This is a genomic window from Citrobacter sp. Cpo148, assembly GCF_030332375.1.
GTDB classification, from domain to species: Bacteria; Pseudomonadota; Gammaproteobacteria; order Enterobacterales; family Enterobacteriaceae; genus Citrobacter; species Citrobacter portucalensis.
In genome coordinates this window covers 330269-344131 of the sequence record NZ_JAOWHY010000034.1, presented here as the reverse complement: position 1 = coordinate 344131, position 13863 = coordinate 330269, and the positions used below count along the sequence as shown (strand labels likewise).

The window sequence follows — 13863 nt, the reverse complement described above, 5'->3', positions numbered from 1 at the left end:
TTACTTCAATAATTCTTTCCATTGCGGACCAATAGCATCAATATGATACTTCTGTGAATTCTTATATGAATTCTTACGGATTTTACAAAAGGATTCATAATCCTGATCGAATAATTTGATAACGTTTATCAACTCTTCCGAAAATGCAGAATAATCCTGATCGTTTATCAACCAACCAGTATTACCATGGTCAATGAGTTCTGCTGGACCGGTCTCACAATCGAAGGATAAAATAGGCAGACCAAATTCCTGAGCCTCCAGCAGAACCATAGGGAATCCTTCATATCGTGAAGTCATTAAATATAACGATGCTTCTTTATATAATTTCTCAATATTTTTTGTTGCGGGTAAAATTTCTATATTTTTAGTACTATAGTTTTGGCATAGCTTTTTGAGTTGACTTTCATCCTCTCCATTTCCGACAATTTTCAATACCCAATCTTTATTATATGGATGTGTTTGAGCCCAAATTTTTATTAAAGAATCAAATCCTTTCTGATGAGTTAGTCTACCTACAGCTAAAGCTATGCGAGACGATGATGAAAAATCCAGTATGCCATTGTTATCAAATGGTACAGGATTATAAATCCTTTTTATATTCGCTTTACAATCTAAATTCGATTCCCAATAATTTTTATCTCGATTAGTAAGAGTAATTACTGTATCACAATAGCGAGCAGCCAAGTATCTCGATAAATCTCGTGATCTTTTATTTAAATTTATTTTATAGTTAAAGTGTTCCCAACATATAGTTTGTATATTTATGTTAGCTGTGGAGGGTACAGAATAAAGAGAAAGCATTGACTCAACAGAAACCAAAGCTTCCATATTACTTTCCTTGATAAATCGCCTTAGCCTAGAAATGATAAAAGGAAAACTGACTATCCCTCGTCGTGGAGTTTGAAATAAAGTATTCCGTTTCACTCTAAGATCTAAAGGAAAATAAGCCTCATTTGTACCATATATACTTGTTATGTAAATTTCAAAATCAAATTGTGCAAGATAATTAGCAATTAAACAGGCAACTCGTTCTGTACCACCCGACCTACTTATATCCCCAACGAAGAAACAAACTCTTTTCACAAATAATCCTTTTATAGTATTGATTTATACTCATAAACTATTTCTGATGATAATACCGAATAGAAGTAAATTATTGAGAATGTAGCAAAGCTCAATTGAATAAGCATAATATTTGCAATGTTTCGTTTAACGAAATATCTCGAAATTACATTCGGTATAATAATTATTGCTGTGAAGCATAACAATTGCATTCTCATCATTATAGTATATTCATAAAAATAAAAGATACAATAGTTGCAAGAAAAATATTTATATATAAAAGTTTATAGTCTGCACCATAGTCCGGTCTGAAAGCTACACACATGATAAATGACAGCGCAGTTGTCATAAGCATAGTTATTCCAAAGGTATTGCCAACAGCTTCATCCTGTCCAATATATCTAGTAATCTGATGAGGTAATAACCCCGTATTAATCAAACTCATGAAAAAACAAACTTAAATAAAAGAATAACAAAGAAAATCGCTGACACATAGAATTTTAAATTATATATAAATTTACAATTTGCACATAGCAATATAGGTATTATGATCAATATTGCATTATGCACTAAAATTCCAAACATTAAAAATAATATAGATAACGTATTTCTATTTTTTAAACGGTAATAAATTGAATTCAAAGCCATACAACTACTAAATGAAAATCTTATCTGCGTAAAATCTCTGAACAATATGAACATTGCTATATATATTAGCAATGTAATTAGAAAAAAGTTTGTATCACATATTCTTTTAATGAAGAAGAATAAAGAATACAACGTTAGCATTTCAAAAATAGCTCTAAAGCTAAAAAATGAAAAACCCAATGAACTGAAAAATTTCATTAGGATTAAAAAACCCGGTTCTTGACCTAAATTTGTTGAATAAATTAAAATCTCATTTAGATCATTTAATTTTATTAACTCACCATATCCAGTGAAATAAACAAAACTATCTCTGTCAACGCTGATATTACGGAGGGAAACTATAGTTCCTATTATTAATAAAATTGCAGGAGCAAGAATCTTGTTAAAATTTTTGTTACAACAACTTAAAACCACAATGAAGAATAGTAGCAAAATTATAAAATTATAAAATTATAAAATTATAAAATTATAAAATTATCTATATCTTCGTGTAAGAATTAGCTAAATCAATTTTCATGCCTTGATGTATATAATATAAAATGAATTTTGTAATTCTATATCACTGGAAATAACACAAATGTTGATTTTAATCCCTGAAAAGAAAGCTATAATATCTTGCTTGCATATATCGTATAAGGGTCTTCAATAAACCAGATGGATTTTTAAGGAAATACTTCAGCGGAATATTAGCTAGCATTGTTTTTCTTGCTAACAGATGTCCCTTATAGTGTTTCTTGAACGCACTTTTGCTAAGACGATTATGAGAATCATCATCATAAAACACCCTAACAATCTTGTTAACATAAAAGAATTTATATTTTTTCGAAATTAAACTATACAACCATATCTCAGGTATAAATTTCATTCCTTTTTCAACAGGGTAATAATAGTCTTTTAAAATTTGCGTTTTAAAAATATCAATTCGTTCCTGGTATATTCCACTAGCAAACTCATCAAACCAAGTACAAACCCTGTCTAAATCTGAAGAGAAATTCTTATCGTAAATTTTAGAGGAAGGAATTTTTTTCGACAAGCATCTTAAACCAATAATATCATTATTTGATGATATTATTTCTAAATCTTTTATAACTGAATCAAGGCAATTATCGTTTAACGCGTCATCAGAATCAAGCCCAATAAAATACTGACCACAAGCTTTCTCAACAGCAACGTTCCAGGCAGCTTGTTTTCCCGCATTATCTTGATAAACATACGTAATATTAATTTTTGCCTCATTAATAAATTTATCAATCAGGTCTTTCGTTCCATCGGTTGAGCCATCATCTATGACCAGCCATTCAAGGGAATTAAAATTTTGATTTACAATACTGCGGTAACATCTTTCAAGGTAAATCGCTCGGTTATATGTAGGTGTAAATATTGTAAACTTAGTCATTTCCGTACTTTTTCAGCCCATTTTTAAATAAGAAAAATGTTATGATTGACATAGTCAGATAATTAATATTGAAAACCATGGTTACATTTGTTTGTGACAATAAATTGAACCAAATATAATACATCAAATAAGAAAAGAGCATCATTGTAATCCATTTTATTAGAATTGCTGTATTATTCCTATATTTATAAAACACCTGCATAAGAATAGTGTCTACCGCATAAAATAACAATGAAGGTAATAAAGAAATAGCTAACTGTCCTGCTTGAATATAGTTCTTCCCATATATAGTAGTAATAATATCCTTTAGGAACATTATGCAAAATATTTGCATTATCACAACCAATATTAGAAGAAAGAAAGTTAAGATTTTGATATTTCTTAGCATATTTTCTTTTGGCATAGACTGAAAAATATACTTTGGTGAAATGGTTTGAATAACAATAACCAATAATAAAAAAGCTTGTTCTATAAATTGAACAGCCACACCATACATAGCCAAAGTTTCATATGAAAAATATTTTTCAACAAACAAACGATCTATCCGGAGATATATCATCATACTAATTAGAGGTACCCATAATGAACACCCACGTTTTAAAACAATAAAAAATACTTTCTTTGAGAAATTCAGTTTTATGCTACTTTTATATAGGAGCAATGACAGCATTACTGCTAAAAGAATAGATTCGCTTGCTCTTGATAAATAAACGAGGTTACTTTCAGCTATTTTATATGCTATGAAAATTAACGTGGTTCGTAATGCCAGTGATAAACAACGGGCTAATACTACTTTTTTCATGTCAATTTTCGACTGAAAATAGTTCGTGATTACGCCGAATGGTTCATTGAACAAAAGAACTAATGAAAGCGAGCTGATCATATGTTGGATTACAGGATCTTCTATAAATGCTAATGAATACAAATTCACTATAATGAATGATAGAAAAGCACCTGAGAACCTAATGATAAAGGCTGACGTAATTAGCTCTCCTGCTAATTTTTTATTTCTGCTTAAAGCCGGTACCATTACTTCACTCCCTGCAACTAATGCAACGGAAGATATGATTATTATTATATTTAAAGAATAAATCCATTTCCCATAATCATTTACACCAAGAGCACGGCTAATAATCCCCTCACCAAGGAAAATAAGGATGACAAAGTACAGTTTCTCACTTATAAGCCATGCAATATTTTTAAAAATTGCATTACCTAATAGTTTTTTCATTTTTAATTTAATGTACATAATATCTACTTGGCTAACTGAAGAAATCTCACCGCCAATTCAAATTGTATGTTTATAAAAATCTCAGTAAGTCCATAATAAAATCTGAACAGAATTATTATTAAGAGAATGCTACCGCCCCTGGCTTTACAGCTACCAGTGCACTGAGAACTTTCGTGGGTATGAGTAAGTAGATCTGCGTTCATTTTAACTCAAAGGCTAATTGTCTTACCATTCTTGCCCAGAAACAAGAAGATATCCTGCAAAAAACTATTTAAATGACTTACTCTAACCCATCGAAAAAATGTGATTTATAGAAAAATAAACGGCAATAAACATTACCTGCACAGATTTGATATGCTTGGATGTTTACTGCTGTTAATTGTTTTACGTCGGTCAGCTCAACCGTAAACTACTTACTCGCTAAGCAACTTCTCAATACCCTTGCGGAACTTCGGCCCTTCTTTCAGGTTACGAAGTCCATACTTAACGAACGCCTGCATATAGCCCATTTTTTTACCACAGTCGTAGCTGTCACCCGTCATCAGCATGGCGTCAACAGACTGTTTTTTCGCCAGCTCAGCGATGGCATCCGTCAACTGAATACGCCCCCAGGCACCTGGTTGGGTATGCTCTAATTCTGCCCAAATATCAGCAGACAGCACATAGCGCCCTACGGCCATCAGATCGGAATCAAGTGTCTGCGGCTGGTCTGGTTTTTCGATGAACTCAACAATACGGCTGACTTTGCCTTCGTTGTCCAAAGCCTCTTTGGTTTGAATAACAGAGTATTCAGACAGATCGCCCTCCATACGCTTAGCCAGCACCTGACTGCGCCCGGTTTCATTAAAACGAGCAACCATAGCAGCGAGGTTGTAGCGCAGCGGATCCGCACTTGCAGTATCCAGAACGACGTCCGGTAATACGACGACAAACGGGTTATCACCAATGATAGGACGAGCACAAAGGATGGAATGACCCAGACCCAGCAACTGAGCCTGACGGACGTTCATGATAGTCACGCCCGGAGGACAGATAGACTGCACTTCGGCTAAGAGCTGGCGCTTAACACGCTGCTCAAGGAGTGATTCGAGTTCGTAAGAGGTGTCGAAGTGGTTCTCAACTGCGTTCTTCGACGCATGAGTCACCAGAACGATTTCTTTGATACCGGCAGCTACAATCTCGTCGACAATGTATTGAATCATCGGCTTGTCTACGATCGGCAGCATCTCTTTAGGGATTGCCTTCGTGGCAGGCAACATGTGCATCCCCAGGCCCGCTACCGGGATAACTGCTTTCAAATTAGTCATTCTCTCTCCTACCTCCAAACGGCTGATAAAGTATAGACTCTAGCCGTACGTTAGCCAGTATTGCTGGCTCCATCCTCAACACGAAATAACCAGGTTAAGGTAAACCGAATGCAAACTTTACACTTCACCAGCACCGAGGTGAACTCGGATTCCTCGGAAACGAACTCATCTCGTCAGTTTTATAGCATTTGCGAAAAATCGAAGTTAACTAAGCCCCAGACACTCAACAAACAGCAATCACTCAGAGACAAACGTAATGTCATCTTTCTTATCGTGCAAAAATTCGTATTTTAAAGTGCGATCCAGCCCCTGAGACAATGTGTAAGGTGCGACAAAACCGGATGAGTGGACTTTCGTTGCATCAAACTGTGTGGTGGCACAGAACTTCTTCACGCGCACAGAGCTGACAGCATATTTTTTGCCGGTCACTTTACCCAAAATATCAAAGCAATAGCCACCTAACATGCCTAAAGCGTAAGGTAAGTGTGCTGAGGGGATTTTTTTACTTAAGCTCTGTTCAACTTCGGTAACCAGTTGATTCATATTCAGATCAGGTTTATCTACGTAATTATAAACCTCATAACCAGCAGTCACATTCTTCAGTTTATACTTGATAAACTCAACAATATTACCCACATAAGCCATTGATTTATAATTAGTACCAGCCCCAACCATCATAAACTTACCGCCAGCGATCTGCTTCAGCAGATTATAAACGTTGCCGCGGTTGCGTTCGCCAAAGATAACAGTTGGACGAATGATAGTCAGCGAACGATCATCAGGCGCTTTAGCATGCCATTCACGAAGAACCTCTTCCGCTTGCCACTTGCTTTTACCGTAGTGGTTGAAGGGATCGTGAGGATGATTTTCATCAGGGTTGGTTTTGTTCAGGCCATAGACCGCAACAGAACTGGTAAAAATGATGTTCTTAACATCATTTTTCTCCATAGCGGCCAATACATTTCGCGTCCCCTGAACATTCACATCATAGTAGAGTGAAGTAGGACTGACATCATCACGGTGTTCAGCCGCTAACAACACTACTGTGTCATAGCCTGACAGCGCCTGATCCAGAACTTGTTGGTCGCGAACATCACCGATTTGCGTGATTTGCGGATAGAAATGACTCTGCTGTTTATCCAGATTCTTGATATCAAAATCCGCAACAGCCGTCTCCAGGAGTCTGGTCCCCACGAAGCCGGAGGCACCGATGAGCAAAACTTTATCGTTCATAAATCACTTTGTCTGTTCGTAACACTAGAAACATATGATAAAGATGAGCGTCTTCCCTGAGTAGTCAATGCTGCCCAGCCCCAGCTTTAACAGTAATTGGGTGATTATAATCTTTTAGCCAATGATATCCAGTAAGAATATAGTGGGGTTACCTCCCCTGCCCCGGTAGCCGAAAATTCACCGCTTCGACATTCACCACCTGATGGTTTACCCGGTCAATGTCAACTGAACTTTGCCCGCTTTCGTTTACCGCATTGACATTCGCCAGTGATAGCAAGGTGTCCTGCTTAGCCATAAATTTACCGCGTACGTCCTTGCGCAGATCGAAGTGCATCTTGAGCGCGGGTCCTGTTACGGATTGCTGCATCACTCTGATGTTACGTAAAAAAAGGTGCTGCGGTTGGTTGTGCAACTCAAGCGAGGCTCGCTTCATCTCAACGTTGGTGATGGCCACGAACGACGTTGCATTACCTGATGAGATCTGAATGCCGCGTAATTTATATTCAAGTTTCGTGTTATCCAGATGGATATTATTTAACTTAAAGTTCTGTGGGATGGATAAATATCGTCCTTTAATAACACCGTAGCCAATGAGCATACCTGCACTATTTTCCATATTGATATTATCAATCACGAAATTATCACAGCCATAAATAGCAACCGTTGCATTATCAATGCCTGCTTTCTTACTAAAATCTGGGGTAATATTTCGTGCGGTGATATTACGAATGATAAAATGTTTACCGTTCTCTACATGGACTAACTGTCGACAGTCGGTGCCGGTGATATTCGCCACGACAAAGTTTTTTACCGCCAGTTCATCGGGATAGGAATTGTCATAGGTACTGCCCGCCAGTCCGATGCCGATGCCCCAGTTCACGTTGCCATTGGTACAGTTAATACGTTCAATGACATGGTCAGAAATGAGGATGTTGCTGTCGTTGATCGCCACATTCCACTCAATGGCATCTCCCTGTAGATCGCTAAAACGGCAGTTTGTAATCTTTACGCCATCCATCCGGTTATGAAAGCCCTGACGCAGGATCCCATAGTTGGCGCGCGTGACGGTAATATCATCGATAATCAGATTGCGCATCAGCCTCGGTGTTTTGCCGCCGATATAGACTTGTGTCACTGGGCCAAAACCACTCATGGCAATCCCTTTTATCACGCAGTCCGAACCGCGCACATCGAGGGTAACATTCCTCAGGCTCCCGCCCTGCTCACCCACTACCTTACATCCATCCTGCAGAACAAAGCGACCGCGGCCATTGCCGCTGATTCTGCCTTGCAGGTGTAGCGTTTTGCCAGGAGGAATAACAATAGCGGTATTGAGATCCTTACATTCCAGTCCATTTGGTACGACTACCGTTTGTCCTTCTTTGAACGCCTGCCGGAAAGAAGCGACCCAATCCTTTGGGTTGTAATCCTGAATGTTGACGCTGCCCGATGATTCAAGCGCCCGGACAACGGGAGAATGCAGCACGACAAGCGCAGAGCCTGCCGTCAGAAAAGTACGGCGTGAGAGTTTGTTCTCTGACATACAACCTCGATTTACATCGTTTGCAGCAGACTGGCTAACTGTTTATTGATCGCTAGCTGATTAAATTCAGTTTCAATTTTTTCGCGCGCGCACAGCACAATCGGCTGTACCTGCTCACTGTCGAGCAGGCTGAATGCCGCTAAACGCTCTGCCAGTGCCTGCGCGTCATTTTCCGGTGCCAGCCAGCCAGACTTGCCCGATTCGACCAGCTCCGGGATCCCGCTGTGAACGGTAGAAATTACCGGAATACCTACCGCCATCGCCTCCATCAGCGCCACCGGGATCCCCTCCATATCGCCGTCTCTTCCGGTGATCGACGGCAGCAAAAATACATCCGCCTGCTCAAGCATCTCCTTTACCTGATGACTGGGCTTAAAGCCAGGCATCTCAATCACATCATCAAGCTGATATTGCTCGATCAGCGTACGTAAACGACGCTCCCATGGGCCGATACCCAGGATGCGATAACGAAATGAAACGCCCTGCTCTTTTAACTGACGACAGGCCTCAATGGCGACGTGCAACCCTTTTTTCTCGGTTAGCCGGGCGACAGAGATAATCTCCAGCGGTGCGGCTGGCGATTTAAGTTGACGAGGGGTAAAACATGTCATGTCGATACCCATGCGCGAAACCGCAATTTTTTGCGGCGGACATCCCATATTTTTTAAACGTCCGGCCCAGAGATTGCTGATGGGTAACATCAAATCTCCACGTTGAAACAGTTGCTGATACTCAGGGGTATAGCGGGCAAGCACATCCCGATGCGAAACATCGACTCCGTGAAATACCGTGGCGATTTTTCCGCGGATCATTCCAATCTCACGCAGTTTGGCGGCCGTTACGCCTGCGGGGCCAAAATGAGCAATAAAGACATCAGCTTCAAACACCTGCGGATTCCCGCCGCAAATGGCCGCTAAAATCAGATTGCGCGCCTCCTCGCCATAGCGTGCAACATTAAGCGCTTTCCAGGTCGCTGCGCGGGTGAGACCGTGCAGAGCCGCCGCCGCCCTATATTTCAGCTTCGCCAGTTTGCTTTCCGGTTCATTCAGCAACCAGCGCGTTTTTTCACCCAGCCGATAGGTATTAAATGAGGCATGCGTATTTTCAAGATCGCCCTTCTGCAAAGCGACAATCTCCACGTCGTAGCCCATATCGATAAATGCGGTTATCTGATTGAGTACAAAGGTCTCAGAAGAGAGCGGAAATTTAAGCAGGAAAAAACCAATCTTCATTTTTCCCCCTCAATACGCGTTAAAACCGACTGCACCATGCGTACCCCGCGTTCGCGTTCGCGTGTCACAGCGTCCCCAAGTCGTATGTTCAGATCAGGTAACTGTCCGAGGGTATCGGCGACCTTTCCTTCCAGACTGCCATCGAGCAGATGGCGAATATCGACAGCCATCTCCGGCAACCCAAGTTGTTGCATGATCCCTGCCGATTTATGCTCGTAGTTAATGGCGATGGCAGGCGTCATAAAATTCATCGAGATGATGGCAGAGTGCAAGCGAGTCCCCACCGTCAGATCGCAGGCAGCCAGAATCTTCCCCATCTCCAGATCGTTAAGTTCATCCATCACCACGTGATATCGGGTAGGATCGTTAACATACTGGCGCAGGTTTAACGCCACCATGCGATCATCTTTGTTGTAACTATCAATACCGGTGCAGGTTGACAGTGCAATCACCTGATAACCTTCATCAAGGATGCGGTTCACCACCCCGGCAAAGGCTTGCTCATAGGCCTGCTGCGTTGTCCCCAGACGCTTATCAAAAGGCGCCAGCTCGCGCAATGTAATGGCAACGGTCTTCTGTTTAGCCGCCATGTCTAACCAGTGCTGTACCGCATAACCTGGCTCAAAATCCTCATGATGATTGTCGACCAGCCAGGCCGTATCCACGCCTGTTTCGACTTTATCCGTGGTAATTGCGCTACGCTTCATCAGATCAAGACTGACGGATTCACGTAAAATCAATGCATTACAGTGGCCAAACACGTAGTTCGCCAGTTGATTAAACTGCTCATCCTGGAATGGCCCCACGCTATGACCAATCATGTACAGCGGTTTTTTCGCCATAAACGAACACAACGCATGTTCAAACTGCGGCACACCATACAGATCGACAAAGAACGATCCGCCGACCTGGATGATGGCGTCATAGCGCGACAACAAACGAACAAAATCGGTAAAGCCCTGGGCGATAGCGATATTGCGCAGATTACCGGAGTCGGTAACACGCGAGAGCAGTACCTGATGCTGATAGCGACGACGCAGCACTTTCTTCACGCGCCCCATAACACCCGCTGCGTTGTTGTGTTGCTTCATCTGCGAATACAGCGGATCGCCCATCACCGGGCGGTTCAGCAACCACGAAGAGCTCACCGGGTAGCGGCTCATAACATCCACTTCAGTCTCAGGACGCAACGCGTTAATGGCATCCAGCAAACCGCGCAGGATCGCGCTATCCCCTCGGTTCCCGCAGGTATGGTTGCCCAAAATTAATAGTTTCATTATGACCTCTTAAAGCGTTGTTCTTATCCTGCACGGAGCAAGGTTTTCATTTTTTCACTGCGACAGAGCTGGCGTTTTATTTCCACCACCAGCGGATGACGCGACAGCACCATCATTAGCGCAAACGCCAGTGCCCCTGCCGCTATCTGGCTCCCCAACAACACGCCCAACGACAGTTGGCCATGCAGCATTACGCCCAGCGCATAGCTCACCACAAGGGTTGGCAAGGAGAGATACAACGGCAGCCAAAGACTGAGCATGTACTGGCGGTAGCTGGGGCCAAGAACAGGCTTAACCATCACGAAATAGCTGAGGACGGTGTTAATCACCTGGACCAGCAAAAAGCCCAGCGTCACGCCAATTGCCCCGGCCAGATGTCCACCGATGAAAATAGCGGGAATAAACAGAAAGGTTTTGAACACATTGAATTTAAAGCTGATATCGACCCGCGCTTTCGCCATCAGCAGTGAACCGATTGGATTCCCCACCGAGCGCAGCAGCCCAACAATGCACAGCAGTTGCAGGATGGGGATAATGCCGCTCCACTTCTCGCCGAATACCAGCGGCACCACGTTATTCGATACCACCATCAGTCCCAGTAGCGCCGGGAAGTTGATAATCCCAACCACCGACAGCAGCTTGTAAAAATTCACCCGTAGCTTTTCACTGTCGTCCTGGATTTTGGCAAACGCCGGAAACAGCACGCGGGTGATAATCGGGTTCAGTTTGATCGGGGGGACAACCGCCACATTCCAGGCGAGATTGAATCCGCCCGCCACGCCAGCTCCCAACGTGCGGGCTAAAACCAGCGTGGAAAGGTTGGTATTGATGTAATTGATGATGCTGTCTGCCGTCAGCCACGCACCAAAACGCAGATTCGACGAAACGGATGCCAGCGAAAAATGCAGCCCCGGACGGTAAATCCGGCGACCAAAATAGCCGAACAGCAGCGTACGTAGCGTACTGTTTACCAGATACCCGAGAATGGCCGTCAGTGCGAGCGGCCAGAAATGGGCACTGACTACGGTGAAGGTAAAACCAGCCAGTACCGAACTGGTTTCAATCATGCCAATTTTGTTGAAGGCCAGCTCTTTTTGCATCAGCGCACGAAACTGCTGCCCGTGCGGTATCACCACAAACGCCAGCGATAACGTTTTGATGAGCGGTGCCAGTTCTGGGTTATTAAGTACGCTGGCAATCGTCTCGCTCAGCAGAAACATCGCTACGCATACCACGATACCCAGCCCCACGTTGAGCCAGTACAGCGTGGTCAGTTCAAGATAGCCAATCTCTTTGCGCTGAATAATTGAGTTGGCAATACCAAAGTCAGACAACGTATCAGCCAGCGCGATGATCACCAGCGCCACGGTTAACAACCCGAACTGGTGGTTATCAATAATCCGTGCCAGTACGGTCATCTGGATAAGACCCAGACCAATGATGATCACCGTGGCAATCGCCGACCACTTTGCGCCGTTCAGCGTTTTTTCTCGTAAGCTCATGTTAATACGCCGCTTTGTTGACAAAGCCTTTGAATACCGTCAGAAAAACAATTTTGATATCGAACCACACGCTCCACTCGCGAATGTATTCGAGGTCAAACTCCACACGTTTTTCCATTTTTTCCAGCGTATCGGTTTCACCGCGCCAGCCGTTGATTTGTGCCCAACCGGTAATACCCGGTTTCACCTTATGGCGTAACATGTACCCCTCGATCAGCTGGCGGTACTGTTCGTTATGCGCCACCGCATGCGGGCGTGGCCCAACAATAGACATGCCCCCGGTCAGCACGTTAATAAACTGCGGCAGTTCATCGAGCGACGTTCGGCGCAGGAAATTCCCCACAGGGGTAACGCGCGGATCGTTTTGCGTCGCCTGCGTCACCACCGCGTCGTTTTCCATCACTTTCATCGAGCGAAATTTCCAGACTTTGATCGGTTTTCCGTCCATGCCATAACGGGTCTGGCGGAAAATCACCGGTCCTTTGGAGGTCAGTTTTACCAGTAGCGCTATGCCACACAGCACCGGAGAAATAAGCAGCAGGATCAGCGAAGCCAGCACGATATCTTCCGCGCGTTTCAACAGGCGATTGATCCCCGAGAGCGGCGTGTCATACAGCGGCACCACCGGAACGCCATTCATCTCTTCAATCCGTGAATGCAGAATGTTGAATGTAAAGACATCAGGAATAAGGATCACTGAGCAGGTAGTGTCGGCCAGATCGCGAACCAGTTTTTTGACGCTGGCGCCATCGCTCATCGACATGGCGATATAAACGTTATGAATACGTGAGGCTTTGGCGTCGTCCACCAGCTGTTGCAGATTACCGGCCCAGTCGCGGGAGTTTTTTCCAGGGATAGGATCGTGATAGACCCCCGCCACTTCAAATCCCAGCCACGGTTCATGGCGAAAGCTGTCCAATAGCATTTGTCCGGCGGGCAGATCCCCTGCCACCGCCACCCGGCGAGTGTTATACCCGCGATTACGCAACCATCCCGCGCCGTAGCGAATAAATGACCGGCTCAACACCAGGCCAACGCTGGATAGCAGATACCACGCCAGCCAGACGGCGAGACGGTTATCAAAATCGTTATTAAAGGCGATCAGACCTGCGCAAAAAATCAGACTCAGCGTCCAGTTTTGCAGCAACAGCACCAGCTCAGTGGAAATTTTGACACCGCGCCAGGAGCGATAAAAATCCGTTATGCCACCGAGCATCTGAAAAACGACCAGCGTGATCAGCGCCACCAGCAGGTGCATGTACAGGAAAGGCAAACCGCTTAATTCGCAGATTACCCACAACCCGCCAAACATGATGGTGATATCTGAAAAGCGTTGCACCATCGAAATTAACGACGCATTGGTTTTGGCGCGTTCGCGCTTTTTTAGATGTGTCATCGTGGTTCCTGTTAGTCACCCTTTGCCCAGCTTCGG

The 13863-nt window shown here is 43.4% G+C and carries 11 protein-coding genes; all 11 read right to left on the bottom strand.

The features are described from left to right. The 11 genes from OGY10_RS03390 to wcaJ all read right to left on the bottom strand — a co-directional run bounded on the left by OGY10_RS03390 (nucleotide 1) and on the right by wcaJ (nucleotide 13827). Nucleotides 1-1083, bottom strand: coding sequence for a glycosyltransferase family 4 protein (locus tag OGY10_RS03390; RefSeq protein ID WP_286576266.1), 1083 nt, complete (start codon nucleotides 1081-1083; stop codon nucleotides 1-3). Nucleotides 1084-1503: 420 nt separating this feature from the next. Beyond that, the gene (locus OGY10_RS23695; protein WP_353655381.1) at nucleotides 1504-2124 is read right to left on the bottom strand and encodes an EpsG family protein; all 621 of its coding nucleotides are present in this window, start codon (nucleotides 2122-2124) and stop codon (nucleotides 1504-1506) included. Nucleotides 2125-2296: 172 nt separating this feature from the next. Next, the gene (locus tag OGY10_RS03385) at nucleotides 2297-3106 is read right to left on the bottom strand and encodes a glycosyltransferase family 2 protein (RefSeq protein ID WP_286576265.1); all 810 of its coding nucleotides are present in this window, start codon (nucleotides 3104-3106) and stop codon (nucleotides 2297-2299) included. Then, nucleotides 3099-4355: an oligosaccharide flippase family protein gene (locus OGY10_RS03380; RefSeq protein ID WP_286576263.1), complete on the bottom strand. Its 1257-nt coding sequence runs from the start codon at nucleotides 4353-4355 to the stop codon at nucleotides 3099-3101. The genes OGY10_RS03385 and OGY10_RS03380 overlap by 8 nt, the downstream gene beginning before the upstream one ends. A 395-nt stretch (nucleotides 4356-4750) precedes the next feature. Next, nucleotides 4751-5644, bottom strand: coding sequence for a UTP--glucose-1-phosphate uridylyltransferase GalF (gene galF, locus OGY10_RS03375; RefSeq protein WP_286576261.1), 894 nt, complete (start codon nucleotides 5642-5644; stop codon nucleotides 4751-4753). 237 nt (nucleotides 5645-5881) lie between these two features. Further along, nucleotides 5882-6877, bottom strand: a complete 996-nt coding sequence (locus OGY10_RS03370; RefSeq protein WP_048215967.1) for an SDR family oxidoreductase — start codon at nucleotides 6875-6877, stop codon at nucleotides 5882-5884. A gap of 148 nt (nucleotides 6878-7025) precedes the next feature. Beyond that, on the bottom strand, nucleotides 7026-8420 hold the full coding sequence (wcaM, locus tag OGY10_RS03365) for a colanic acid biosynthesis protein WcaM (protein ID WP_286576259.1): 1395 nt from the start codon (nucleotides 8418-8420) through the stop codon (nucleotides 7026-7028). An 11-nt stretch (nucleotides 8421-8431) separates the two neighbouring features. Continuing rightward, a complete protein-coding gene (wcaL, locus tag OGY10_RS03360; protein ID WP_286576258.1) occupies nucleotides 8432-9652 on the bottom strand; it encodes a colanic acid biosynthesis glycosyltransferase WcaL in 1221 nt (406 codons plus the stop codon). Then, nucleotides 9649-10929 (bottom strand): colanic acid biosynthesis pyruvyl transferase WcaK, encoded by a 1281-nt coding sequence (gene wcaK, locus OGY10_RS03355; protein ID WP_286576257.1) that lies wholly within the window; start codon nucleotides 10927-10929, stop codon nucleotides 9649-9651. Before wcaK ends, wcaL begins: the two co-directional genes overlap by 4 nt. Nucleotides 10930-10952: 23 nt before the next feature. Then, nucleotides 10953-12431, bottom strand: a complete 1479-nt coding sequence (gene wzxC / locus OGY10_RS03350; RefSeq protein ID WP_274491266.1) for a colanic acid undecaprenyl disphosphate flippase WzxC — start codon at nucleotides 12429-12431, stop codon at nucleotides 10953-10955. A gap of 1 nt (nucleotide 12432) precedes the next feature. Continuing rightward, nucleotides 12433-13827, bottom strand: coding sequence for an undecaprenyl-phosphate glucose phosphotransferase (gene wcaJ, locus OGY10_RS03345; RefSeq protein WP_286576254.1), 1395 nt, complete (start codon nucleotides 13825-13827; stop codon nucleotides 12433-12435). Nucleotides 13828-13863 lie beyond the last annotated feature (36 nt).